20 protein-coding genes are annotated in these 25,977 nt (G+C 66.9%); 5 read left to right on the top strand and 15 right to left on the bottom strand.

The features are described from left to right. Nucleotides 1-12 precede the first annotated feature (12 nt). Both AC07M9_RS17410 and AC07M9_RS17405 read left to right on the top strand, forming a co-directional pair. On the top strand, nucleotides 13-2,499 hold the full coding sequence (locus tag AC07M9_RS17410) for a TonB-dependent receptor (protein ID WP_494885414.1): 2,487 nt from the start codon (nucleotides 13-15) through the stop codon (nucleotides 2,497-2,499). A gap of 57 nt (nucleotides 2,500-2,556) precedes the next feature. Further along, nucleotides 2,557-3,489, top strand: a complete 933-nt coding sequence (locus AC07M9_RS17405; protein ID WP_494885413.1) for a metallophosphoesterase family protein — start codon at nucleotides 2,557-2,559, stop codon at nucleotides 3,487-3,489. A gap of 22 nt (nucleotides 3,490-3,511) precedes the next feature. On the opposite strand, the gene hisD is transcribed toward AC07M9_RS17405, so the two are convergent. From hisD to AC07M9_RS17390, 3 genes are all read right to left on the bottom strand, one after another. Then, nucleotides 3,512-4,843 carry a histidinol dehydrogenase gene (gene hisD, locus AC07M9_RS17400; protein WP_494885478.1) on the bottom strand — a complete coding sequence of 444 codons (1,332 nt, stop codon included), beginning with the start codon at nucleotides 4,841-4,843 and terminating at the stop codon, nucleotides 3,512-3,514. A gap of 63 nt (nucleotides 4,844-4,906) precedes the next feature. Next, on the bottom strand, nucleotides 4,907-5,278 hold the full coding sequence (locus AC07M9_RS17395; protein ID WP_494885412.1) for a hypothetical protein: 372 nt from the start codon (nucleotides 5,276-5,278) through the stop codon (nucleotides 4,907-4,909). Continuing rightward, complete coding sequence (locus AC07M9_RS17390) at nucleotides 5,275-6,450, bottom strand: class I SAM-dependent methyltransferase (protein ID WP_494885411.1); 1,176 nt, start codon at nucleotides 6,448-6,450, stop codon at nucleotides 5,275-5,277. The genes AC07M9_RS17395 and AC07M9_RS17390 overlap by 4 nt, the downstream gene beginning before the upstream one ends. Before the next feature lie 341 nt (nucleotides 6,451-6,791). On the opposite strand from AC07M9_RS17390, the gene AC07M9_RS17385 reads away from it, so the two are divergent. Continuing rightward, nucleotides 6,792-7,964, top strand: a complete 1,173-nt coding sequence (locus tag AC07M9_RS17385; protein ID WP_494885410.1) for an FAD-dependent monooxygenase — start codon at nucleotides 6,792-6,794, stop codon at nucleotides 7,962-7,964. Between the two features lie 53 nt (nucleotides 7,965-8,017). Here AC07M9_RS17385 and AC07M9_RS17380 read toward each other — a convergent pair whose 3' ends face one another. From AC07M9_RS17380 to AC07M9_RS17330, 11 genes are all read right to left on the bottom strand, one after another. Then, nucleotides 8,018-9,091: a tartrate dehydrogenase gene (locus tag AC07M9_RS17380; protein WP_494885409.1), complete on the bottom strand. Its 1,074-nt coding sequence runs from the start codon at nucleotides 9,089-9,091 to the stop codon at nucleotides 8,018-8,020. After that, nucleotides 9,088-9,837: an SDR family oxidoreductase gene (locus AC07M9_RS17375; protein WP_494885408.1), complete on the bottom strand. Its 750-nt coding sequence runs from the start codon at nucleotides 9,835-9,837 to the stop codon at nucleotides 9,088-9,090. Before AC07M9_RS17375 ends, AC07M9_RS17380 begins: the two co-directional genes overlap by 4 nt. Nucleotides 9,838-9,854: 17 nt before the next feature. Continuing rightward, complete coding sequence (locus AC07M9_RS17370) at nucleotides 9,855-11,354, bottom strand: NAD-dependent succinate-semialdehyde dehydrogenase (protein WP_494885407.1); 1,500 nt, start codon at nucleotides 11,352-11,354, stop codon at nucleotides 9,855-9,857. A gap of 8 nt (nucleotides 11,355-11,362) precedes the next feature. Beyond that, nucleotides 11,363-12,328 carry a 2-hydroxyacid dehydrogenase gene (locus AC07M9_RS17365; RefSeq protein ID WP_494885405.1) on the bottom strand — a complete coding sequence of 322 codons (966 nt, stop codon included), beginning with the start codon at nucleotides 12,326-12,328 and terminating at the stop codon, nucleotides 11,363-11,365. 35 nt (nucleotides 12,329-12,363) lie between these two features. After that, on the bottom strand, nucleotides 12,364-13,428 hold the full coding sequence (rutA, locus tag AC07M9_RS17360; protein WP_494885403.1) for a pyrimidine utilization protein A: 1,065 nt from the start codon (nucleotides 13,426-13,428) through the stop codon (nucleotides 12,364-12,366). A gap of 69 nt (nucleotides 13,429-13,497) precedes the next feature. Further along, nucleotides 13,498-13,911 (bottom strand): GlcG/HbpS family heme-binding protein, encoded by a 414-nt coding sequence (locus tag AC07M9_RS17355; protein WP_494885401.1) that lies wholly within the window; start codon nucleotides 13,909-13,911, stop codon nucleotides 13,498-13,500. Nucleotides 13,912-13,928: 17 nt separating this feature from the next. Then, nucleotides 13,929-14,765, bottom strand: coding sequence for an SDR family NAD(P)-dependent oxidoreductase (locus AC07M9_RS17350; protein ID WP_494885399.1), 837 nt, complete (start codon nucleotides 14,763-14,765; stop codon nucleotides 13,929-13,931). 3 nt (nucleotides 14,766-14,768) lie between these two features. Beyond that, nucleotides 14,769-15,170 (bottom strand): RidA family protein, encoded by a 402-nt coding sequence (locus AC07M9_RS17345; protein ID WP_494885397.1) that lies wholly within the window; start codon nucleotides 15,168-15,170, stop codon nucleotides 14,769-14,771. A 22-nt stretch (nucleotides 15,171-15,192) separates the two neighbouring features. Further along, the gene (locus AC07M9_RS17340; RefSeq protein ID WP_494885395.1) at nucleotides 15,193-17,388 is read right to left on the bottom strand and encodes a hydantoinase/oxoprolinase family protein; all 2,196 of its coding nucleotides are present in this window, start codon (nucleotides 17,386-17,388) and stop codon (nucleotides 15,193-15,195) included. Then, nucleotides 17,385-19,025: a hydantoinase B/oxoprolinase family protein gene (locus AC07M9_RS17335; RefSeq protein ID WP_494885393.1), complete on the bottom strand. Its 1,641-nt coding sequence runs from the start codon at nucleotides 19,023-19,025 to the stop codon at nucleotides 17,385-17,387. The genes AC07M9_RS17340 and AC07M9_RS17335 overlap by 4 nt, the downstream gene beginning before the upstream one ends. Nucleotides 19,026-19,326: 301 nt before the next feature. Beyond that, a complete protein-coding gene (locus AC07M9_RS17330) occupies nucleotides 19,327-21,663 on the bottom strand; it encodes a TonB-dependent receptor (protein ID WP_494885476.1) in 2,337 nt (778 codons plus the stop codon). Between the two features lie 636 nt (nucleotides 21,664-22,299). Between AC07M9_RS17330 and AC07M9_RS17325 the strand changes: the two genes are divergently transcribed. After that, the gene (locus AC07M9_RS17325) at nucleotides 22,300-23,733 is read left to right on the top strand and encodes an FAD-dependent oxidoreductase (RefSeq protein WP_494885391.1); all 1,434 of its coding nucleotides are present in this window, start codon (nucleotides 22,300-22,302) and stop codon (nucleotides 23,731-23,733) included. Nucleotides 23,734-23,775: 42 nt separating this feature from the next. On the opposite strand, the gene AC07M9_RS17320 is transcribed toward AC07M9_RS17325, so the two are convergent. Beyond that, a complete protein-coding gene (locus tag AC07M9_RS17320; protein WP_494885390.1) occupies nucleotides 23,776-24,756 on the bottom strand; it encodes a LysR family transcriptional regulator in 981 nt (326 codons plus the stop codon). Nucleotides 24,757-25,223: 467 nt separating this feature from the next. On the opposite strand from AC07M9_RS17320, the gene AC07M9_RS17315 reads away from it, so the two are divergent. Next, the gene (locus tag AC07M9_RS17315; RefSeq protein WP_494885389.1) at nucleotides 25,224-25,946 is read left to right on the top strand and encodes a hypothetical protein; all 723 of its coding nucleotides are present in this window, start codon (nucleotides 25,224-25,226) and stop codon (nucleotides 25,944-25,946) included. Nucleotides 25,947-25,977 lie beyond the last annotated feature (31 nt).

Genomic DNA, 25,977 nt, shown 5'->3' with positions numbered 1-25,977 from the left:
CAGGGATTTTCCATGTACAAGTACCTGACGACGACCGCCATCGTGGTGGCCGCGATGCCCGCTGCCGCCTTCGCGCAGGGGACGATCGAGTTCGACATCAAGGCCACCGATACCGCCACCGCGCTCAACCAGTTCGCGCATCAGGCCGGTGTCCACGTCGTGTTTCCCTATGATGCCGTGGCCAACCGCCGCATCGCCGGGCTGACCGGGCGGTACAGCCGCACCGAAGCGCTCCGCCGCCTGATCGCGGGGCAGGGTCTTGTCATTGCCAGTGAGACCGCCGGCATGATTTCGCTCAAGGCGGCCACTTCGGACGCGCGCGATCCCGCTCCGGTCGCGGCGGCGGACGCCGAGGCCGGGCAGGATATCGTCGTGCTGGGTCAGGGTGAATCGCGCCAGGTCCAGACCGTGTCGGCCCAAGCGATGGAGAAAGCGGCACCCGGCACTTCGCCGCTGCGTTCGCTGGGGCGCCTGCCGGGCGTGAACTTCGATTCCTCCGATGCGCACGGCACGTATGAGGCCGCCACGCAGCTGTCGATCCGCGGCTTCATCACCGACCAGATGGGCTATACCCTCGACGGTGTGCCGCTGGGCAACATGCAGTACCGCAACAACAACGGCCTTTCCATCAACCGCGCGCTGCTGAGCGAGAACAACGGTAGCGCCACATTGTCGCAAGGCAGCGGTGCGCTGGGCACCGCGTCCACCAGCAACATCGGCGGTACGGTGGATTTCACCTCCATCGATCCGACTTCCAGGTTCGGCATCGACCTTCAGCAGAGCTACGGCAGCGAAAACTCGTGGCGTTCTTTCGTGAGGATGAACAGCGGCGGCCTGCCTTGGGGCGGCCGCCTCGCCGTCTCATACGCGCACGACCGGCAGGGCAAGTGGCGCGGCTGGGGGAAGCAGGTGCAGGACCAGCTGAACGCCAAATATGTCCAGCCGCTGGGTGACAGCGTCACCTCGACCACGTTTCTCGACCTGATCCACCGCACGGAGGACGACTACAACGACACCTCGCTCGCGAAGATCAAGCAGTACGGCTGGGATTTCGACAATGTTCCGACTTATGCGCTGGCGGAGCAGCTGGCCACGATCGTCCAGAACGGCGGCACGCCGCCCGCGCCTTACGTCAATGCCGACGACGCGGTCTATCAGGGTGGCGGCGTTCGCCGCGACCTTCTGGCCTATGAAAAGCTGGAATACCAGCTTGGAACGCGCCTTTCCGGTGTGACCACCGGCTACATCCATCTCGACAAGGGCATCGGCACATGGGCCGATCCTTACGATCCGACGCCCGAAGCCTACGGCGGATCGCCGATCTCGGTTTCCGCGAACCGCTATGACATCAACCGGAAGGGCGTGACCTCGCGCCTGAAGTTCACGGCGGGCGATCACCGGATCGAGGGCGGCGTGTGGTATGAACACAACGCCTTCAACCAGGCCTCCTACCTTTACGGTTTGCAGGCAGGCGAGGCGCCGGACGAATTCCAGCAGTTCTACAGCAATCCGTTCCACACCAACTATCAGAACGAATATGCCACCGACACGCTGCAACTGGACATCAGCGACACCTGGCAGGCGACCGACGCGCTGCGCCTGAATGCGGGCGTGAAGGGGGTGGTTTCCACCAGCAAGGCGCACAGCATCGTCAGCACCAAGCCGATCGACGGTTCCATTCAGGCGAAGAACTGGTTCCTGCCGACCGCCGGCGCGCTCTACACGCTGGATGCGAACAACGAGTTGTTCGGCGACTACACCCGCAACATGTCGGCTTTCGTCGCTTCCACCTCCGCCGGACCTTATTCCAGCAGTTCGCAGGCAGGCTTCGACTATATCCGCAAGGATCTGAAGCCCGAGATGACCAACACGTTCGAGGCCGGCTACCGCTTCCACAATCGTGCGCTGCAGCTGTCACTGACCGGATACTACGTGAAGTTCACCAATCGCCTGCTGGCGTCATCGATCAGCGCAGTGATCGTTGGCAACCAGAACGTGCTGCAGAACGTCGGCAGCGTTTCGTCGCGCGGCGTCGAGGCTGCGGGCAACTGGAAGTTCGCACCGAACTGGACGGTATATGGCAGCTATGCCTTCAACGACGCGACCTACGACGACAACGTCCAGCCGGAGGGCAGCGCGGTGATCGCCACCAAGGGCAAGCAGGTCGTCGCTTCGCCCAAACACGTCGCCAGTGCGGAACTGAACTACGATGACGGCAAGCTGTGGGGCCAGCTTTCGGCGCACTACCGCAGCCGTCGGTACTACAGCTATCTCAACGACGCGGTTCTGCCAGGAGCGGTCAACGTGAACCTTTCGGCAGGTTATCGCTTCAGCAGCGCGATCGACCTTCAGGTCAACGTGACCAACCTGTTCGACAAGCACTACATTGCCTCGACCGGCACTGCGGGTTTCGTGACTTCGGACTCGAACGGCACGTACACCACGCTCCAGCCCGCCGCGCCGCGACAGGTCTTCGCGACCGTCGGCCTGCACTTCTGAACATCCATTCTGCCGAGGGGGCGCCGCGCCCCCCCGGAGCCGGGGGGAATACCTGACATGGATCGCCGATCTATACTGAAGGGCGCCCTTGGCACCGCACTGGCGCCGGTCTGCGCCAGCGCGGCGCCCGGGATCGCCAAGGCGTCGGCGGAGCGCTTCCGCTTCGTCTTCCTCAGCGACACGCACATCCGGCCGGAACTGGACGCGGACCGGGCCTGTGCGATGTGCTTCGAACAGGTATCGGCCAGCGCGGCGGACTTCGTGATCCATGGCGGTGACCATATCGAGGACGCGCTGGAGACGGATCGCACACGCGCCGAGATGCTGATGGATCTCTACCAACGCACCGAACGGGCGCATTTGCGCAAGCCGGTGCGGCATGTCCTGGGCAATCACGATTGCCTGGGAGTCTTTCCCAGAAGCGGCATCGCGCCGGACGAACCCGGGTACGGCAAGCAGTTCTACATCGATCGCTTCGGCCCCCGGCATTATGCGTTCGATCACAAGGGCGTGCATTTCGTCGTGCTGGATTCGGTGGGCATCACCGCAGACCGCAACTACGAGGGCCGCGTCGATGGCGGGCAACTCGAATGGCTTCGCGCCGACCTTTCGGCCCAGCCCAAGGGGCAGCGCATCGTCGTGGTGACGCATATTCCCCTGCTCACGGCGATGCAGTGCTACGAGCCGGTGTCCTGGCTCGACACGCCGCACAACTGGACGTTCGTGACCAACGGCCGCGAAGTCCTGCGGATACTGAAGGACTACAACGTCCTGGCCGTGCTGCAGGGGCACAGTCACGTCTACGAACGGATCGAACTGAACGGGATCCGGTTCATCTCGACCGGCGCCGTAGCCGGGGCGGACTGGCGCGGGTCCTTCCTGGGCACACCGGAAGGCTACACCGAGATCCTGATCGATGGACAGAACGTGTCGAGCGAGTACGTCACTTACGGCTTTGCCACGCCCTACCGCGATGACGTCCCGATCTGACCGATGCCCAGAAACGGGGTGACTACACCGCCGTGGCGGGGCTCGGTTCGGCGGTTCCGGCATAGGGCACCTCGCGGTGGCCATAACGGCGTACGCGGATGTTGGCCTGTTCGCCGTGGCCGGCGAAGCCTTCGAGCCCGCAAAGGCGCGAACAGTATTCGCCGATCAATGCGGACGCCTCGTCGGTCAGGATCTTCTGATAGGTGCAGGTCTTGATGAACTTGCCCACCCAGAGCCCGCCGGTATAGCGCGAGGCCTTCTTGGTCGGCAAAGTGTGGTTGGTGCCGATCACCTTGTCGCCGAAGCTGACATTGGTCCGCGCGCCGAGGAACAGGGCGCCGTAATTGGTCATGTGCTGCAGGAAATAGTCCGGATCGCGGGTCATCACCTGGACGTGTTCGGACGCTATTTCGTCGGCGATGCGCACCATCTCGGCATCGTCCTGCGCGACGATCACCTCGCCGTAGGTTTCCCAGGCCTTGCGCGCATGTTCGGCGGTGGGAAGCACGTCGAGCAGCCTTTCGACCCACCGCATGGTCTCGTGCGCCAGCTTCTCCGACGTGGTCAGCAGAACGGCCGGGCTATCGGGCCCATGTTCTGCCTGGCCGAGCAGGTCGGTCGCGGCCAGCTCGCCGTCGCAGCCGATCTCGTCGGCGATCACCAGCGTTTCGGTAGGACCGGCGAACAGGTCGATGCCGACGCGGCCGAAGAGCTGGCGCTTGGCCTCGGCGACGAAGGCGTTGCCGGGGCCGACGAGGATGTCGACCGGCGCGATGGACTGTGTGCCGAGGCCCATGGCGGCGACCGCCTGGATGCCGCCCAGGCAATAGATCTCGTCCGCACCGGCCATCGCCTGCGCCGCCACGATCGCTGGCGCGGGCTTACCCTGGAACGGCGGCGCGCAGGTGACGACGCGGCGTACCCCCGCCACCTTGGCGGTGATGACCGACATGTGCGCCGAGGCGAGCAGCGGATACTTGCCGCCCGGCACATAGCAGCCGGCGGCGTTCAGGGGCAGGTTCTTGTGGCCAAGCACGACGCCGGGGAGCGTCTCGACTTCGACGTCCTTCATCGAATCGCGCTGGATCTGCGCGAAATTGCGGACCTGCGCCTGGGCGAACTCGATGTCCTTTACGTCCTGGGGCGACAAGGTGTCGATGCAGGCCTGGATCTCGGCTTCGGTCAGACGGTAGCTGTCGCGGTCCCACTTGTCGAAGCGGATGGACAGGTCGCGCACCGCCGCGTCGCCGCGGGCCTCGATGTCGGCGAGGATGCCTTCCACCGTGTCGCGCACTTGCCGGTCGCGGTCGGATTTCGCTTCCGCGGTCGCGCCGCGCTTGAGCCAGTTTGCCATTTCATCCACTCCATCGTTCCTCGTCCGCACGTCCATGCGGGCGAGTTCATCGGGCCGCAACTGCTACTTAGGTCGTGTTCCGGGAGGCGTCGGATCGGCGGTCTCGCCGTCATCGGATACCGGCGGTGCGCCCGTGTCGATCGTGCGGAACAGGCTCTGGAACATCTGGTGCCGCATTTCGGCGAGCTCCTGGCGCTGTTCCTCCGAGGCCTGCCACGCCTCGATCTTCCTGCCGACCGGCACACCTGCTTCGAGGGAGACCGCCTCGTGCGCGTAGAGGCGCTCACGCAGCACCCAGACTTCGGCCGCCAGCTCGATCACGACACTGAAAAGCTGGTCCATCCCGCGCTCGTCGAAGAATTCGGGCCGGCGCGCCGCCTGGCGCTTCAGGAGGCCCAGTGCTTCTGCATTCATGCTCTTGTCGATCCCGCTCACTTGACCAGTCCAAACCCGAAGTAGCTGATGGAATCGCGCAGCTGTCCCGAATAGCTGTCGAACGATACCGGCTCGAAGACCTGCCGGCGGAACGCCTCGGGATCGGTTTTGGTGTACTGCGGGACCATGAACTCGAAGTACCTGTCCCGGTCGAACCCGGCGCCCGCGCCCAGTTCCGCCGCGTCGGCATTGCGGAACGCACGGTAGAACGGCTCGCGGTTGTAGTAGGAGTCCCAGTCCAGATAGAAGCAGTCGTAAGCCGCCATGTAGCGAGCCGGCGCCAGTTCCATCGTGATGACCATGCCGCCCGGACGCAGCACCCGGTGGCATTCCGCGAGATACTTGCGCGTGTCCTTGATCGAGAGTTCGTGGAGGAACTGCGCGGAAACGATCAGGTCCATGCTCTCGTCCGCGAATTGCATCCCGGTCGCGTCCATCTGGTGGAAGTGGACCGGCACGCCCATGCTTTCCGCCCGCGCGTGGGCATAGCTCACCGAAGCCGCGGCGACGTCGATGCCGTGCACTTCGGCCTGCGGGAACGTCTGTTTCCACGGGACTGAATTGTGGCCGACCGTGCAGCCGCAGTCGACGATGGCGCGCGGCTCGAAATCGGGGAAGCGGTCCTTCACGTAATGCGAGAACGACTGGCCGATGTCGTCGATGTGCGGCCCGAACAGGCCGGCGCTGAAGACGGTGAGGCCGTTGTCGTAGACCGCACCGGCGAGCAGCGGGTGCTGCGATTCGTATCCGCCGGGCATTAGGTGGACATCGAGTTCGCTGACGTTGCGGGGCAGTTCGAGCGAGGGGTCCAGCTCCAGGCTGCCGCCCGTGCCGCCGTCCAGCGCATCGGCCCTGGCTTCCAGCTCGCCAAGATGCGCCGCGACTTCGGGAATGACCGAGCGCCAGGACATCTCCTGTGCATTGTAGCGCGCGGCGCTGTAGAACTTGAACGTGGTGTTGCCGGTCATCGCCTCGTGAATCTCGTCCTGGTGGGCGAAGGGCCGGCCGCTGCGCCGTTCGAACGCCGGCGCGACCTGGTCGTCGAAGCGGCGGCGCATCGCTGCGGCAAGATCGTTCAGCACATACCGGCGCAGGCCGATCACGAAATCCTGGCGCGCCTGCGAATCCCGGGCGTGGTCGAACTTGAGGCCATGTTGCAGGGGCACGGGCATAAGCTGTTCTCCGAATTGAGGCGGGGCGCCCAGGCACGCGCGTTTGCCGGAATGGCTGAAAGCCAAGCGCCGCAATGCGTGTCGAAGCCCGATCCAGCCGCCATCCCTGCCTAAATTGGGCCCCGCCGATCTGCAACATTTTTTTGTTTATTTTTTCAAAAAGACAATCTAGGCCGGTGTTATTCGAGGGCAATCCAATTTCCGGAAGGGATCAAGATGCATTTTCTGAACGGCGCGTCGCGCCCGTTCGGGGACTCGTTCGACGCCCCCCGGAGAAACGCGGGAACAGGCTTCGGCGAGGTTCCCGCCAACAAATGCCGCGCTGCCTTCAAGGAATTCGCATGACTGATCGCATCCTCATTGCCGGAGCAGGCCTGGGCGGCTTGAGCGCCGCGCTCGCCGCACGCCGTGCCGGCTATTCCGTGACCGTGCTCGAGCGGGCACCGCATTTTCTCAGCACGGCAGGGGCGGGACTTACCATTACGGCTCCCGGGATCGCGGCGATGGACGCGCTTGGCCTCGAGGCTGAAACGCTGGCGATGAGCGATGCCGTCGGCGAGACGCCGCTCATCCACTATTCGTCCGGCGAGGTGTTCTACACCCGCGTGGTGCCCGTTCCCGATGCCAGGGAAGACGGCGCACCGGAGTTTTTCGTTCCCCGCGTAACGCACCGTGCCGACATGCACCGCCTGCTTCTCGAAGGTTGCCAGCGCGCGGGCGTGGACATCCTGACCGACGCCAGGGTCGACGATTTCACCCAGGACGCGAACGGCGTGGTGGTTCGCCTCGCCGACGGGCGCGAGATTGCCGGGGCGATCCTGATCGGGGCCGACGGCCTGCGGTCGCGCATCCGCGCCATCCTGCACGGCGACAAGGAGCCCAATCACACCGGCGCCGTCGCATGGCGAGCGCTGACGCCGGTCGACCTCGTCAGCGATCTCCTCGGTGGCATGAAGATCGCGACCCACTTCGGTCCGACCGCCCACTTCATGCACTACCTGGTGCGGCAGGGGTCGATGCTGAACTGCGTCGCCCTCATCAAGACCGATGTGCACGCGCGCGACGGCTGGTCGACACCCTCCACCAACCACGAACTCGCCGAGCAGTTGCAGGGCTGGCACCGCGATCTGATCGACCTGATCCACTGCATTCCCGAAGGCACGCTGTTCAAGTGGCCGCTGCTCGACCGTGATCCCATCGCCGAGTGGGTCGATGGCCGGGTCGCTCTGCTGGGCGATGCCGCGCATCCGATGCTGCCGTACTACGGGATCGGCGCGGCGATCGCGATGGAAGACGGCGTCGTGCTCGGCCGCGCGCTGACCGCGGTTGGCGATCCGGTCGAAGCCCTCGCCGTCTACGAGCGCGCGCGGGTGGAGCGCGCGGGCTTCGCCGTCCTCGAATCCCGCCGGCTGGGCGGCGTGTTCATGGGCGGCAACGTCCTCGACGTCATCACCGAGCCGCTGCATGACTGGGAAATCTACAACTACGATCCCCGGATCGCGCCGCTGCAATAGCGCGGCGCGATCCGGGCGATCCGTCCTGCCGGGCGGACACCTTCGGTAAAGCGTCAGCCCGTGACCAGTGCGGCGATCGCGGCTCCGAGCTGCGCCGTCGATGCGCTGCCGCCAAGGTCCGGCGTGCGCGGAGCATCGCTGCGGCCCAGGACCGTCTCCAGCGCACCGAGCACGGCCGCGGCCGCCTGCGCTTCGCCGAGATGATCGAGCATCATCGCCGCCGACCAGATCTGGCCGATCGGATTGGCGATGCCCCGGCCGGCGATGTCGGGGGCAGAGCCGTGGACCGGTTCGAACATCGAGGGCCACTTGCGCTCGGGATTGATGTTCGCCGACGGCGCCATCGCGATGGTGCCGGTGATGCCGGGGCCCAGGTCGCTCAGGATGTCGCCGAACAGGTTCGATCCGACCACCACCGAGAAGCGCTGGGGGCTCATCACGAAGCGCGCGGCGAGGATGTCGATATGGTACTGGTCGGCGTCGATCTCGGGATAGTCGGCGGCGATCAGGGCGAAGCGCTCGTCCCAGAACGGCATCGAATGGTAGATGCCGTTGGACTTGGTCGCCGAGGTCACATGGGTTCGGCCGAGGCTGCGGGCCAGTTCGAAGGCATAGCGCAGGATGCGATCGGTGCCGCGCCGGGTGAAGACGGCTTCCTGCGTGACGTATTCCTCGTCGGTGCCTTCGGCGTGGCGACCGCCGAGCTGCGAATACTCGCCTTCGGAATTCTCGCGCACTACCCAGAAGTCGATGTCGCCCGGCTCGACGTCGCGCAGCGGCGAGACCACGCCGGGCAGGAGCCGCACCGGCCGCAGGTTGACGTACTGCTCGAACTCGCGCCGGATCGGGATCAGCAGCCCCCACAGCGAAACGTGATCGGGCACGCCGGGATAGCCCACCGCGCCCAGGAAGATCGCGTCATGCGGCGCCAGCTGCGCGATGCCGTCCTCCGGCATCATGCGCCCGGTGCGGTGATAGGTCTCGCAGCTCCAGTCGAAGTGCGTGTAGTAGAGCTGGAAACCGAAGCGCGCGGCGGCGGCGTCGAGGACGCCCAGGCCTTCCGGCACGACCTCGCGCCCGATGCCGTCGCCCGGGATGACCGCGATCGAATAGGCGCGCGCGCTCATATGCAGCGCCCGCCGTCGACTTCCAGGCAGGCGCCGGTGATGAGGTCGGATTCCGGCGAGGCCAGGAATGTCGCCGCATTGGCGATGTCGCGCGGCAGGCTGAAGCGGCCGAGCGGGATCGTGGCGATGATGCGGGCGCGGACTTCTTCGCTGTCCTCGCCCGGCAGCAGGTTCTGTAGCATGCCGGTCGCGCCCATGACCGGGTTGATCGCATTGACGCGGATGCCTTCCGGCGCGAGTTCCACCGCCATCGACTTGGTCAGCGTGATCGCCGCCCCCTTCGAGCCGTTGTACCAGGTCAGGCCCGGACGCGGGCGCAGGCCGGCGGTCGAGGCGATGTTGACGAAGGCGCCGCCGCCGCGGGCACGCATCAGCGGCACGAAATGGACGGCCGAGAGGTAGATGCTCTTGACGTTGACCGCGAAGACCCGGTCGAACATTGCCTCGTCGATATCGAGCATCGGGCTGTTCTTGTGGGTGATGCCGGCATTGTTGATGACGATGTCCACCCCGCCGAAACGTTCCACCGCCGCCCTGGCAACGGCGGCGACATCGGCAGTCTGCGTGATGTCGGCGGCGACGGCAATGGCGTTGGAACCGATGGCGCGCGCCACGGCAGCAACGGCATCCTCCCGCATGTCGGCGGCCACCACATTGGCGCCGAACCCGGCGAAGCGCTGCGCGATACCCTCACCGAAGCCGCCTCCAGCGCCGGTGACGACGACGGTCTTGCCCGAAAAATCCATGCTATGTCCTTTGGTTGTCAGGCCAGATTGCCCATGCAGAGGAATTTGGTCTCCAGGTAATCCTCGATCCCGTAGAGAGAGCCTTCCCGGCCGAGACCCGACTGCTTGATGCCGCCGAACGGGGCGACTTCGGTCGATATCAGGCCTTCGTTGACGCCGACCATGCCGTACTCGAGCCGGCCCGCGACCCGCCAGGCACGGGCGAGGTCGCGCGTGTAGAAGTAGGACGCGAGCCCGAACTCGGTGTCGTTGGCGCGGGCGATCACTTCGTCCTCGCTGGCGAAGCGGATCAGCGGCGCGACGGGGCCGAAGGTCTCTTCGTTCATCAGCAGGGTGTCTGCGACGACTTCGGTCAGGATGGTCGGCTCGAAGAAGTTGCCGCCGAGCGCGTGGCGCGATCCGCCCAGCGCGATGCCGGCGCCCTGCGCTAGGGCGTCGATGATATGTTCCTCGACCTTGGCCACCGCCGTCTCGTCGATCAGCGGGCCGATGGCGACGCCGGGCTCCAGGCCGTCGCCGATCGGCAGGGCGCGCACGGCCTCGACCAGCCGAGCGGCGAAGGCTTCATAGATGCCGTCCTGAACGTAGATGCGATTGGCGCAGACGCAGGTCTGGCCGGCGTTGCGGAACTTGGAGGCGATCACGCCGTCGACGGCCGCGGCAAGGTCGGCATCGTCGAACACGATGAAAGGCGCGTTGCCGCCCAGCTCCATCGAGACCTTCTTGATCGTCGAGGCGCTCTGCTCCAGCAGCACGCGGCCGACTTCGGTCGATCCGGTGAAGCTGATCTTGCGCACGTCGGGGTTGGTGGTCAGCTCGAGGCCGATCACGCGCGCCGAGCCAGTGACGACGTTCACCACGCCGGCGGGAATGCCGGCCCGCTCTGCAAGCCGCGCCAGCGCCAGCGCCGAAAGCGGCGTCGCGGAGGCAGGCTTGATGACGATCGTGCAGCCCGCCGCCAGCGCCGCGCCCGCCTTGCGGGTTATCATGGCGTTGGGGAAGTTCCAGGGCGTGATCGCCGCGACGACGCCGATCGGCTCCTTGACGACGACGAGCCGCTGGTTCGGCTTGTTGGAGGGGATGATATCGCCATAGGCGCGCCGTGCCTCCTCGGAAAACCATTCGAGGAAGGAGGCGCCGTAGGCGATCTCGCCCATGGCCTCGGTCAATGGCTTGCCCTGTTCGAGCGTGAGCAGGCGGGCGAGATCGGCCTGGACGGCCATCGTCAGGTCGAACCAGCGGCGCAGCAGGGTCGAACGCTCGCGCGCGGTGCGCGTGCGCCAATCCTCCAGCGCGGCCCTGGCGGCGGCGATGGCGCGCTGCACGTCTTCGCGGCCGAGGTTCGGGACGGTCGCCAGCGTGCGACCGTCGGCGGGGGAGACGACGGCGATGCCCGGCGCGTCCGGCGCGATCCATTCGCCGCCGACAAGGCATGCCTGGCGCAGCAGGTCGGGATCAGCGAGGCCCAGCGCACGCGCCGCTTCGGCGGCCGGGTTTTCGAGTTCGGAAACCGTCATGTGGGACCTCAGCAAAGTTGGTTGGAAGGGGTTTCCCCGCGCGCGAGGGCGTCGATGCCGTCGATCAGCAGCATGCCCATGGCATCGCGCGTCTCGATCGTGGCGCTGCCGATGTGCGGCGTGAGGAAGACGTTGGGCAGGGCCGCGTAGCGCGGGTCGATCGCCGGTTCGCCGCGGAACACGTCGAGGCCGGCGGCGAAGACGCGGCCGCTGGTGAGCGCTTCGACCAGCGCCTCGTCGTCCACCACGTCCCCGCGCGACAAATTGACGACGATCGCCTGCGCGGGCAGCAGCGCGATCCGCGCCGCGTCGAGAAAGCGGTCGAGTTCGCGGCCGCCCGGCACGCAGATGCACAGGACGTCGCTCCGGGCGAGCAGCGCTTCGGCGGCGGCATGGTAGACCGCGCCCTGTTCCAGGTCGGCGGTCAGGCGCGAGCGGTTGTGGTAATGGCAGGTCATGCCGAAGGCGCGCGCCCGCGCCGCCACGCCGCGTCCGATCCGCCCCATGCCGAGTATGCCGAGCCTGCGCCCGACCAGGCCGCGTCCCAGCAGGAGCGTCGGCGCGAAGCCGCTCCATGCGCCCGAGCGGACCAGCGTGTCGGCTTCGTGCGCGCGGCGCGTCGCCGCCAGGATCAGCAGCATCCCGAGTTCGGCGCAGGCGTCGCTGAGGACGTCGGGGGTCACCAGCACGGCGATCCCGTGTGCCCGGGCGGCGGCGAGGTCGATATGGTCGTACCCGACGGAGAGCGTGGCGATCGTCTTCAGCGACGGCGAGAGTGCGGCGATGACCTGCGCGGTCACGCACTCGGTGGTGGAGACGAACAGGTGCGCGCAGCCCGCCGCCTCCCGCGCCAGCACTTCGGCCGGGACCGGGGAATCGCCGTCATGGCGCACCACCGTGAACCTCTCGGCGATCGCCCGCTCGACCGCCGGCGTGAACCGGCGCGCCAGATAGGCACTCTCCCTCATCGTCATGCTCGCTCTCGCCGGTTATGCCTTGACGCTGCGGATCAGGCCGCGACCATGTGCTCGCGGCACTTCATCAACGGCTGGATGCGCTGCCCGAAGGCGTCGATCGCGGTGGTGTAGTCATCGAAGCAGAGCATGATGCCCTTGACGCCGGCGACCTGCGCGGCCTCGTCCAGCATCCGCGCGACGCTTTCGTAGGAACCGACCAGCGTGCCCATGTTGGTGTTGACCGCGCCTTCCGGAATCTGGAGCGTCGCGGCGGTCGAACCGGAATCGGCGTTCTTGTCGGCCCCGGCCTGTTCGAACATCCACGAGAGGGCGTCGGGGTCGGCGCCTTCGTTGTAGAGCTTCCACTTGGCCATCGCCGCCTCGTCGGTCTCGTCGGCGATGACCATGAACAATACGTAGGCGCCGACGTCGCGGCCGGTCTTCGCGGCGGCTTCGGCAAGGCGGGCGACACTGGCGGAGTTCGCCGTGGGCGTGTTGACGCCCGAGGCCATGCAGAAGTTGTAGTCGCCGTACTGCGCCGCGAACGCCATGCCGCCGCCGCTCTGCCCGGCGCAGACGATTTCGATCTTGGAGGAGGGGCGTGGGCTCAGCTTGCAGTCCGTCATGGTGAAGAACTCACCGTCGAGATCGCAGGTGCCCTCAGCCCACAGGTCGTTCATCACCTGCACGTATTCGGCGCAGTATTCGTAGCGCTTGGCGAAGTGCGCCTCGCCGGGCCACAGGCCCATCTGCGCGAACTCGGCCTGCTGCCAGCCGGAGACGATGTTGACCCCGAAGCGGCCGCCCGAGATGTCGTCGATCGTCGCCGCCATGCGCGCGACGATGGCCGGCGCCAGGGTCAGCACCGCCGTCGATGCGAACAGCTTGATCCTGCTGGTGACCGCCGCCAAGCCCGCCATGAGCGTGAACGAGTCCATGGCGTGATCCCAGAACTCGCTCTTGCCGCCGAACCCGCGCAGCTTGGTCATCGAGAGCGCGAAGTCCAAGCCGTACTTTTCGGCCTTGACCACGACGTCGCGGTTGAGCTCCCAGCTCGGACGGTACTGGGGCGAGGTCGTCGAGATCAGCCAGCCGTTGCTCCCGATGGGGATGAACACGCCAATATCCATAGTAGCCTCCGGTTGCGCGGGTCTCGGTCGGCCCGCGGATAGTCGAATTAGGAAGGGTCAGGCGCAGCCGATCGCCGCCAGGGCGATCCGGGCGAGATCCTCGTCCTCGTCGTTGGTGAGCCCGCTGATGCCGATCGCGCCGACGCATTCGCCGTCGAAGAGGATCGGCAGGCCGCCGGGCCAGTAAGTGAAGCGCGGGTCGCCGAAGTTCGCCAGCTCGTCACCCTGCGCGCGCGAGGCGTCGCCGATCGCGCGCGAGGGTATGCCGAGGCGCGCCGCTGTGTAGGCCTTGTTCTGCGAGACCCGGAGCGATGCGAAGTTGGCGCCGTCCTGCCGCAGGAATGCGACCAGTTCGCCGCGGCGGTCCAGCACGGTGAATATGGCGGCCTTGCCCCGGGCGGCGCAGGCCTCGGCCGCCGCCGCGATGGCCTTGCTGGCCAGGGCCTGGCTGATGTTCTTCTCGGTGAGCATCGGGCGTCCTTTCGCGATCAGTGGTATTCTTCGCCGCCCGAGACGTTCATCGCCTCGCCGGTGATGTAGCTACCCTCGTCGGAGCACAGGAACGCCGCCGCCTTGGCGGTATCCTCCGGCAGGCCGACGCGGCCGAGCGGGACGCCCGCGGTCATCTTCGCCATGTAGTCGTTCAGCGACTGGCCCTTCGCGCCCGAGCTGAAGTCGTTCTGCCAGGCGCCGAGCCCGGTGGTGACGTGGTTCGGGCAGATGGCGTTGACGGTTATCCCGTGCGGCCCGAGTTCGAGCGCGGCGGTCCGGGTCAGGCCGATAAGGCCGTGCTTCGAGGCGGTATAGGCGCTGGTGTAGAGCACCGCAGATTTGCCGGCGAGGCTGGCGATCGAGATGATCCGGCCGCCCTGGCCCTGCGCTATCATCTGCCGTGCGGCATGCTTCATGCCGAAGAAGCAGCCCCGCAGGTTGACGTCGAGCACGGTGTCCCATTCGTCTTCGGCCATGTCGACCAGCGGGCCAAACAGGTAGCCCACCCCGGCGTTGTTGATGAAGATGTCGAGGCGGCCGAATTTCTCGACCGCGAAGGCGACCAGCGCCTCGACGTCGGCTTCCTTGCGCAGGTCGGCAGTGAAGGCTTCGGCAGTGCCGCCGGCCGCGCGGATCTCGGCGACGCGCTGTTCCACTTCGCTGGCGGTGCCGACGCCGTGCGCGGGGGCGAAGCGATCGCCCGCCTGGCCCAGGTCATGGACGATGACTTTCGCGCCCTCGGCGGCGAGGCGCTTGGCCATGGCTTCGCCAAGGCCCTTTGATCGCCCCGAGCCGGTGACGATCGCGACCTTGCCCTTGAGACTTTCGTACATCGCTCAGCCCTTCCAGCTGGGGTCGACGGCGGTGACTTCCAGCTCCATGAGCATGTCCACCGGACGGAAGCCCGAGATCACGAAAGTCGAGCGCGCCGGGCGGATGTCGGCGAAATATTCGTCGAACACCGCGTTGAAGCCATCGAACTGATCGCGGTCGGTGATGAGGCTGGTGACGCGCACGACGTGCTCGAGCCCGGCGCCGGCCGCCTCGAGGATCGCCTTGACGTTGCGGATCGTCTGGTGGGTCTGCTCCCGGATCTCGGTGCCGACCATCTGTGCGGTCACCGCGTCGCGCGGTCCCACGCCCATCAGGAAGATGAAGCCGTTGGCCTTGATCGCCTGCGAGATCGGGATCGACGCGGGCGGGCGGAAGGCTTTGTCGGTCGTGACGATTTCGATCATGGTTGGGCTTCCGGTTGTTGGATCAGGAGACGGGGAGGGCGGCGGCCGCGACGCGCGGGCCGGGATCGGCGGGGGCGGCGTCGTCCACCGAGATGATGATGTTGCCGTTTTCGTCGATGAGCGCGCGGCTGCCGATGCCCACGAGGATGGTCGAATCCGGCGCCTCGACGATCGCCGGGCCCGTGATCGTGTCGCCCGCGCCCAGCCGCGCGCGCGCGTAGATCGCGGTGGCGGCCGGAGCATCGGGGGCGAACCACACTTCGCGGGTGCCCTTGAGGGCCTGGGTTCCGGCGCCGTCACCCGGCTCCAGCCGCGCGACGCGGGGCTTGGACAGCGGAGAGGTCGCGGTGACGACCAGCTCGACCAGTTCGACCGGCTCGGTCTCGGAGGCGAAGCCGTACATCCGCGTATGCGCGGCGCGGAAGGCGGCAGCCAGTTGCCCGACCTCTCCGACGCCGATGCGGCCCCCGGGGATGCCGATCAGGAACTGGTGCGACTGGCCGAGGAAGCGGACCTCGCCGGCATAGCTCAGCTCGATCGCGCCGGGCGCGGCGATGGTGGCGAAGGCGCTGCGCGCGCGCGTCGTCAACTCGTCGATCACGCCCTGGGCCGTGTCGATATCAGCCTTGTCGAGGCGGGCGAAGTGCGTCGCGCGAAATTCGCGGCGCACGTCGGCGAACAGCATGCCGCGCGCCGTGCCGACGCCGGGCGAGGGCGGCAGCAGCGTGGCGGCCACGCCCAGCTGCTTCATCAGCACGTCGGTCTGGAGCCCGGCCGCGCCGCCGGTGCAGACCATGGTGAAGCCGCGCGGATCGAAGCCGCGCTGGACGCTGACCATGCGCAGCGCGCTCAGCATGGTGGCATTGGCGACTTCCAGAATGCCCAGCGCGGCAGCCGGAACGCTGATCCCGAGCGGCCGGGCAAGGGTCTCGTCGATGGCTTTCCAGGCGGCGGCGCGGTCGAGCGTGATCTCGCCGCCAAGGAAGTAGTCCGGGTCTATCCGGCCGAGCGCGACGTTGGCATCGGTGACGGTCGGCGCGGTGGCGCCCTTGCCGTAGCAGGCCGGGCCAGGGTTGGCGCCCGCGCTTTGCGGGCCCACGCGCAGGATGCCGCCGGAATCGATCCAGGCGATGCTGCCGCCGCCGGCGCCGACCTCGACGAGATCGACCATCGGCGCGCGGATCGGATAGCCGCTGCCGCGTCCCTTGTCGCCGGCGACGGCGTGCGAGCCGACCTCGAAGCTGGGGGTCAGGATAGGTTCGCCGTCGATCAGCAGGCCGGCCTTGGCGGTCGTGCCGCCCATGTCGAAGCAGACGACGCGCGGGAAGTCGAGGCGGCGGGCGAGTTCCGCCACCCCGATCACGCCTGCCGCCGGGCCGGATTCGATGATCTCCATCGGCAGCCCGACGACGAGTTCGACCGGCATCAGGCCGCCGTCGGACTTCATCACGTTGAGCGATGCGGTGATGCCCAGCGCGTCGAGCGCGGCCGAGATGCGGCGGAAATAGCCGCTGACGTGCGGTACCAGCCCGGCGTTGACCAGCGCCGTGCAGGCGCGGGCATATTCGCCCATCTGCGGGCAGACCTCGCTGGAGGCGGAAACGAACAGGTCGGGCAGGCCTGCGCGGATGCGCTCGGCGACGAGCAGTTCGTGCCGGGGGTTGAGATAGGAATGGAGCAGGCAGACGACCACCGTCTCGACGCCGGCCTCGGCGATGGCTTCGATCGCGGCATCGATGTCCGCGAGCGACAGCGGTTCGACCACGGCGCCGTCGCTGTCGAGCCGCTCGCTCACTTCGAAGCACAGTTCGCGCGGCACCAGCGGCACCGGCTTCATCGCATCGAGGTCGTAGAGGCGCGGGCGGATCTGGCGGGCGATGTCGAGCAGGTCGGCGAAGCCGCGCGTGACGACGAAGGCGGTGCGGGCCAGCTTGCCTTCGAGAATCGCATTGGTGGCGACGGTCGTGGCATGCATCACGAGCGAAATGTCGGAGGCCGCGACGCCGTGCTGGCCGACGACCCGGTCGAGGGCGTTCAGGAAACCGACCGAGGGGTCGGCCGGGGTCGAGGGCACCTTGATGACCTCGAGTTGGCCCGAGCGCTCGTCGACGACCACGCAGTCGGTGAAGGTGCCGCCGATGTCGATGGCGACGCGGTGGTGGCCGGGGTGCTGGCCGGGAATGTGCCCCAGGGTTTGCCCAAGTGTCGGCGAGGTCATGCGATGGCTCCGTTCGGCTGGCTGTCGGTGCGCGCGGCCGGTGTCCCGAAGCCGCCCCCGCCGGGCGAGCGGATGCTGACGATGTCGCCCTTGCCGACGTCGACCACGACGCGCGAGCCGACTTCGGTGGCGACGCCGTCGCGGATTACGACGAATTCGGCGCGCGCTCCGGCCTCGCCCCCGGCGAGACCCCAGGGCGCTTCGTGGCAGCGGTCGGCGAGGATGGTGAAGCGGGCGGGGCCGTGCGGGAACAGGAAGTCGCGCCGGATGCCGCGGCCGCCGGCGTGTTCCCCCGCGCCGCCCGAGCCCGGCCTCAGGCCGTAGTGGGCGATGCGCACGGGATAGGAGGCCTCGAGTTCCTCGATCGGCGCGTTCTCGGTGTTCTGGATATGCGTCTGGAGCGCGCTCTGGCCGTCGCGGTGCGCGCGTGCGCCTTCGCCGCCGCCGATCGTCTCGTAATAGGCGATGTTCTCGCCCCGGCGCGGGTCGAAGGCGCCGAAGGCGACCTGCATCAGGCTGCCCTTGCAGCAGGCGACGACATCCTCGGGCAGGACCTCGCTCAGCGCCCGGAATATCATGTCGACGCAGCGCAGCCCGATCTCGGTGCCGGCGATCACGCCCGCGGGGAAGCGCGCGTTGGCGACCGTGCCCTCGGGCGCGATCAGGTCGAACGAGCGGTAGAACCCGTCGTTCACCGGGATATCGTCGTCGAGCAGGCAGCGCAGCGCATAGGCGACGCCCGCGAAGGTGACGCCGATGGTCCCGTTGAGCGAGTTCGGCAACTGGTCCGCCGATCCCGTGAGATCGACGGTGACGCGCCCTTCGCGCGCGGTCAGCCTGAGCGCGACCTTGGTGGGCTCGGGATTGTAGGGATCGGGATCGAGATAGCTGACCGCGCTGTACTCGCCCTCGGGAATGCGCTGCAGCGCCTGGCGCGAGCGGTTCTCGGTATAGTCGAGCAGGGCGTCGATATAGCGCGTGATCTGCGCGCCGCCGTGGCGTTCGAGCAGTTCGGTGAGGCGCATGGCGCCGACGTTGTTAGAGGCGAGCTGCGCGCCGAGGTCGCCGCCGACCTCGCGGCCCGAGCGCACGTTCCAGCGCAGCAGGTCGAAGCAGGCCTGGTCGATCTCGCCCTCGCGCACGAAGCGGATCGGCGGGATGACCACGCCTTCCTGGTAGATCTCGCTGCCCATCGCCAGGCTGCCGGGCGCGGCGCCGCCGACATCGACGTGGTGCGCGAAGTTCACGAAGAACCCGAACAGTTCACCTTCCCAGAAGAACGGGGAGATCAGCGCGATGTCGTTGAGGTGGGTCGAGCCCAGGTGCGGGATGTTCGACAGGATGCCGTCACCCGGCAGCAGCCTGTCCCGGCCGTACATCTCGATCGCGGCGGGGATCGCGAACTTCATCGCCGCCAGGTGCGAAGGCTGCGCCAGCGCCTGCGCGACGCCGCGCAGGTCGCGGTCGAGGAACGAGCACGAATAGTCGCGCCGGGTCTTGATGTTGGTGGAATAGGCGGCGCGGTAGAGCGCGACGCCCTGTTCCTCGGTCATCGCCAGGAGCGCGTTCTTGATGACCTCGAGCCGGATCGGGTCGATGTCTTCCGGCAGGCGGACGGGGGCGGGAGCCTCGCTCATCGGCCGGGGGTTCCGGCAAGGCGCTTCGGCGGCATGAATCGAAGAAATGCGTAAGGCATCGCGAACGGTCTTCCAGAAAAGCGCAGCCTGGGCTGCTCACTGCGGAGGCGAGGTCGACATGGGGTCTGGCTCTGCCGCTCCGGTCTGACCAAGGGTTATCACGCGCTCGAATGAAGTCAATAAAAACTGCTTATATATTCTATAACACCAATTATTTTGGATATTAGCTCGAGCCCGAAACGAGACGCCCCGGCCTGCCCTGAAGGGGCGGACCGGGGCGCGGTACTCGATCGGACGTGCTTCAGAAGCTGTAGGTCACCTTCAGTCCGTAGGTCCGCAGCGGCGGCAGGCCGACGTAGACGGTGTTGTAGTGGGCGAAGTTCTCCGACGGATTGTCGAGCTGCCAGTCGGGCAGCAGGCTGGTGTAGGCCTTGTTGTTGAAGGCGTTGGTCATGAACGCCTCGATGGTCATGTTGTCGGAGCGCACGCCGCCCCGGAAGTTGACCACGAACTGCGGCCTGCTCTTCGCGTAGTTGCCGTCGCTCTCGTACATGCCCGACTTGTAGAAGAAGTCGGGACGGATGAACGCGGTGAAGTCCTTCCAGCCGGTCGGCTGCGTGTACTCCACCGAACCTTGCGCGCTCCAGCGCGAAGTCAGCCCTAGCTGGTTGCCATCGGCATTGTCGGACCCGGTCTGGGTCTTGCAGATCGCGCAGGAGCCGTATTCGATCCTGCTGTCGTTGAGCGCGCCGGCCAGACGGATGACCAGATTGTCGACCGGCTGCGCGGTCGCGTCGAGTTCGACGCCTTTCAGCACCGCCTTGCCGAGGTTGGTATAGAGCAGCACCTGCAGCGGCACGGCGTTCGGCTGCGGGATGAGCAGCGTGGTCTCGGTGATCTTGTCGGTCCAGATATCGTAGTAGATATCGCCCGAGATCACGAGCTTGCCGTCGAACAGCTTGCCCTTGAAGCCGACTTCGAAGTTGTCGAGCGTTTCGGGCTCGACGCCGTGGGTGATGCCCATCGCTTCGAGCACCGGCCGCTGGGCCTCGGGAACCGAGAGCAGCGGATCGCGGCCCAGGCCCGGGTTCACGCCCTTGGAATAAGTGGCGTAGACCATCGTGTCCGCGTTCGGCTTGTACTGGACGCTGACGCGCGGCATGAACGAGGAATACGACTTCTGGTAGCCGATCTCGTTGGTGATGCCGTCCCGGCTGATGAGCTTGTCGCTCTGATACCGGGCGTCGGCGTTGATGGTCAGGCTGCTGCTGACATCGTACTGCAGGCCGAGGAAGCCGCCCACCGTCTTGCTTTCGGCGATGCCTGAATCCCCGCCGTACAGGCCGGTCAGGTAGTAGAGCTGGGCAAAGCGCTCATGCTGCTTCTGGTAGAGGTAGCTGCCGCCGACGAGCCAGCGGAACGCCTGGTCCTGTCCCGAGGCGATGCGAATTTCCTGCGAGAAATCGTTCTGCTTGCGCTCGATCGAGATCGGCCAGTCGGTCATCGGCAGGAACGGATAGCCGGTGTTCACCGCCTCGTAGGGCGAAGCGCGGCCGTTGAGCGGGTAGAGCGTGCTCCAGTGGTTCTTGTTCCAGCCGGTGAGGCTCGACACGGTCTGGCCGCCGGGCATTTCCCAGTCGACCGCGGCGTGGAAGTGCCGGGTCATGCGCTTCAGCCCGAAGGTGTGCGCCGTCTGGCTTTGCGGCAGCAGCGAGGTGTAGTTCTCCTGCATGTCCTGGATGCCGGCGGTCACCTGGGTCATCGCCGAGGGGTTGCCGGGAAGCAGGCCCGGAAGGGTCCCGCAGAAATAGGTGGCGCCCGCCGGCAGGGTGCAGTTCGACTGCGACGTGTCGATCACGCCGGTCGGGCCGACGCCGTCGTGGTCGTTGGCGCCGGCGACGAACCCGGTGATCGTCAGCGTCTCGGTGGGCGTGAACTTGAGCGTGAGCGAGGCGCTGCGGGTGCTCTGGTCGCCAAGGGTGTTGCCGGGTTCGGCCTCGTTCTTCCAGGTGCCGTCGCGGGTGTAGTAGCGGGCGCTGGCACGGAACGAGAGCAGGTTGGCGACGATCGGGCCGCCGATCGCGCCGTTCATGTCGAAGTAGTTGCCGCTGGCGCCCGTGCCGCTGACGTAGCCGCGCCAGTAGTCGGTCGGCGCGGCGGTGATGAGGTTGATCGCGCCGGCGAAGGTCTGGCGGCCGAAGTAGGCGCTCTGCGGGCCCTTGAGCACTTCGCTGCGCTCGAGGTCGAAGATGCCGGTGACCGCGCCGTCGGCGACGGTCACGCCGTTGACGAAGATCGAGGTGGTCTGGTTGCCCACGGTCGGTGCCATGCCGCGGATGATGACCGCGCTCTTGCTGCGGTCGGAGCGCGCGGCGCCGGTCGTGGCGTTGTTGATCACCACGCCGGGCGAGACCTGGACGAGGTCCTCGATGGTCTTGACGTTGAGCTTGGCGAGATCTTCCTGCGACAGCGCCGAGAGCGCGACAGGCACGTCGAGCGCGCTTTCCTTGCGCTTGCGGGCGGTGACGACGATGTCGCCGAGACTGTCGGTGGGGCCGCGTGCAGCCGGGCCGGCGGCATCGTCCGCCACCGCCGCATCGGCATCCGCAGCCATTGCGGCAGTGCCGAAGGCGGGCATGGCCACGCTGCTCGCCAAAGTTGCAAGAAGTATCCGCTTATAGGACCTGCAAGTCATGAAACCCCCCTGATGTGAGAAAACGGGCCCTGGTGGCCCCGAGAAACTTTCGATCCACGCTTCTGCGGCGCTATGTTGAGGATTGATGACATACAAAAACAAACGCGACTAGATCGTTTATCGTTAAACACAAAAATAATCTGTTCCACTCACGCGCCCAAAAATCGGCTCAGCGACCTGTTCTCGCGTCGATGGGCAAGCAGTGGGGAACGGCGTAAAACTGCGCCTTTCAGCGCAGAGTGGCGGTCTGGCGTGACCGCTTTTCCGGCAGGGTAGGGGGTCCGATCCGGGGTAGGGGCATAGACGAAATCTATGGTGTTTTCGGTGCGCTGCGGCAGCGCCGAACGAATCGCAGATAATCCAATAATTATGATTACAGATCGAACATAAACAGAAATTGACTGTTGCAAGCGGCCGCCCCCCGTCTCTAGAAAGGCATCTTGGACGCGCGGCGCGACGGCTTGCCGCCGGCCGGCCTTTTTGAACGAACGAGCCGTGGCCGTCGCGGTCCCGCCCTGTCGCCAAGCGCCGGGCGGGCAGATCGCGCCGAAGACGCCCCCCGTAGCAGGAAGACTTGCGATGACCCCAGAGTACGACATCCTCATCCTCGGTGCCGGCGCGGCCGGGATGCCGGCCGCGATCTTCGCCGGCCAGCAGGGCGCGCGCGTTCTCGTGGTGGAAGTCGCCGACAAGGTGGGCGGCTCGTTCCACCTCTCGAGCGGGCAGATGAGCGCCGCGGGTACGCGGCTCCAGGCGGAGAGGGGCATCCACGACACGCCGCAGATGCATTACGACGACGTCATGCGCATCAGCAGGGGCACGGCCAATCCAGAGATCGTCCGCCTGGCGGTCGACAATGCCGGGCCGACCTTCGACTGGCTGACCGACCTGGGCTACGCGCCGCTGCCCGGCCATCCGGTGATTACCTGGGACCACGAACCCTATCAAGTCGCGCGCACCTACTGGGCCGAAGACGGCGGCAAGGCCGTCCTTGCCGTGCTCGCGCCGCCCTATGCCGATGCGGAGCGTTCGGGCCGGGTCGAGACCTGGCTGAACGCGCGGATGCTGCGCCTGTCGACCGATGGCGAGGGGGCGGTCGCCGGCGCCGTCATCCTGCGCGAAGGCGAGGAGGTCGTGGTGACGGCCGGCGCGGTCGTGCTCGCCACCGGCGGCTACACCGCCAACGCCCCGCTGTTCAGCCAGCTCAGTTCGGGCCGGCCGTTGTGGGGCGGCGGCTGGCGCCACGGGCAGGGCGACGGCCTGCTCGCGGCAGTCGCAGCGGGGGGCGAGATCGTCAACCAGGAGAAGTTTCTGCCCGGTTTCGCCGGTGTCGAGGACCCCGAAGCCAACGGCGGCTATGCCCCCGCCACCCGCACCACCCCGCAGGACCGGGCCCCCTGGGAAGTCTATGTCGACAGCAAGGGACGGCGCTTCATGCGCGAGGACGATTCGAGCATCGACGCGCGCGAACATGCCCTGTTCGAATTGCCGGACATGACCTTCTGGGCCGTGTACGACGAAGCGATCCGCACACAGGCGCCGCCGTTCTTCACGATCCCCGGCGAGGCCGTCGCCCACCGCTTCGAGAGCCTGCCGGGCTATTGCCGGGCCGATACGCTCGCCGGACTGGCCGAGGCCATGAAGGTCGATCCGGACACGCTGGGGCAGGCGATCGCGGCCTACAACGCCGGCATTGCCGACGGCACGCCCGATCCGACGGGGCGCGAGCATCGCCCGCTGCCGGTCGGCACGGCGCCGTTCCATGCGGTGCGGCATGTCGGGTGGAGCATCACCTCGTTCGCCGGGCTCAGGATCGACGGGGCGCTGCGCGTTCTCGGCGGCGACGGGGCGCCCATCCCCAACCTCTATGCGGCGGGCGAGATCGTCGGGCTCGGCTCCACCTGCGGCCACGCCTTCGTCGGCGGGATGAGCGTCACGCCGGCGATGACCTTCGGGCGCTTGCTGGGCCTCCGGCTCGGCGAGGCTGCGGCCGGGAAGACCGGCGCCGCCTGACACCGGCCGCAGGCGCCTGGCCGCAGCCCGTCACGCGGCCGGTCAGGCGACCTTGGCGCGCACGCGTCTGGCCTTGGGCGCGGGGGGCAGCAGGCGCATGCCGCCGTCACCTTCGCTCGCCGCGATCTCGGCGATGATGTGCGCGCGAAGCTGGTCGGCCATCGCGCTCAGCGGATAGTCGGAACGGTACAGCAGGCAGGCCTGGCGCTCGATCAGCGGCAGCGGCGCGTCGATCATCACGAAGGGCGCATGCTCGGTGCCGAGCCGCGGCCAGCAGATATCGCGCGAGACGAACAGCAGGTAGTCGTCGTTGGCCAGCAGTTCGAGGCCGACGGTCGCCGAGTCCGAATAGAGCACATGGCCGGGCGGGCGCAGGCCGTGCTGGGCATACGTCGCCACCGTCACTTCGTAACTGTCGCGGCGGGAATGCGACAGCATCCAGGTATAGTCCTGCATGTCCTCGAGCGTGACGTTGCGCTTGCCGGCCAGCGGATGCTCGCGGCGCGCGATGATGACGTCGCGCGAGCCGTAGAGCAGGGTCTGCACGAGGTTCTGCCGGGGCGTCCGGGCATTGTCGGGCGCACCGGCGACGAGGTCGAACTCACCGGCGTCGAGCCGCGCGAGCAGGTCCTGGGTATAGCCCTCGACGACGGCGATGCGGGCATCGGGAGCGGTCTCGCGCAGGCGGGCGATGGCCCGGGCGATCGGCGCGCCGGCTATGCTTTCGCCGACGCCGAGCCGGACCCAGCCGCTGCGCGCGTCGCGCCGGGCATGGACTTCCTCGACCGCGCGCCGCTCGGCCGCCATCATGAAGCGCGCATGCGGCAGGAACGCATTGCCGAATTCCGTGGGGCGCGTGATGCCGCCGCGCTCACGGTCGAACAGCGTCACGCCCAGCGATTTCTCCAGCTTGGCGATCGAGGTGGAAAGCGCCTGCGGCGTGATCTCCAGGATCCGTGCGGCAGCCGCGAAGCTGCCGTTGTCGACAACCGCGACAAACCGGGAAATGTTGTCAAAATCCATTCCGTGCACCCTTGTTTCGAGCGATCGCGATCATGATCGGCCGATGCTTGTGTGGCATCTCTATCAGCAAAGCCGGGAACTTCCCAAGCCAGACATTCCGGCCGCGATCAACGTCGGGGCAATTTTCCCCGCAGGCGAGGGGTGCGGCGGCGCGGGGCATATCGGCATGGGCGGCCCACGCGAATCCCGATCGCGCCGGCGACGGCGACCATGGCTTATCCCCTGTGGGCGACGGCTGCGTCTAAGCAATAAAATATTGCTTTATCCGTAGAAAAACAAAATAATTATGGATAAGATGCCGAAAGGCGGTGCTTCGCCCCGCCCCGTATCGTCTTCCACCCCGGGCGCGGCACTGCGCATCGTCCGCATCTCCAACCGGCTTCCCACGCGATGTCCTGCCCGAACGGCCCGCCGATTTCCAGACCGGCCGGGCGTGTCCCTCTCAAGTCCAGAAGGAGTATCACGACATGTCCCTGACCCGCGTAGTCGGTTCCTACATAATGTGCTCGCTCGACGATCCGGCCGAGCAGGTCAGCTGGGAAGACTTCATCGTCACGACCAACCCCGATGGCAGCCGGACCTCGCAGACGATGTCGCGGTTTCCGGGCTGTTCGGTCGTTCGCCACGTTACCCAGACGGTCTCCCCGGACTTCACCCCGATCGACGGGTTCGTCCGCCTCTACGTCGACAACGTGTACAAGGGCGGGCTCGTGCGCCGCGTCGAAGGCGACAAGCTCGTCTCGATCCGCCTGCCGGCCGGCGACGAGGGCGTCGATTTCCAGACCTTCGACCTCGACGGCCCCGACATGGTGCTCGGCTACCATCCGACCACGGCCGAGGGCTGGAAGCTGATGAAGCTCGACCGCACCGTGCAGGGTCCGCAGACACTGCGCCTGTTCACCGTGTCGATGACGTGGAACGGCCACACGCTCGACCACGGCAAGAAGGGCGAGATGCTGGTCGAATACATGGGCGAGGAAGAGATCACGACCGCCGCCGGCACGTTCCGGTGCCACCGCTACGTCTGGCATACCGGCGCGCACATGGACGGCGACCTGCAGCTCTGGCTGACCGGCGACAACGCGATCTGCGCCCGGATGGACGGCGATCGCCGGCCGTTCCGCTACGAGCTGTCCAGCTACACCGAAACCGTCTTCGGCGACGTGCCCGAACTCGCGCTTCACGACTGACCGGCGAAGGCACGGCCAGCGCGTCGCTGCC

It is taken from the genome of Novosphingobium sp. GW821-FHT09E05 (assembly GCF_059416165.1).
The sequence above is the reverse complement of the archived record's forward strand: the minus strand, read 5'-3'. Positions and strand labels throughout refer to the sequence as shown.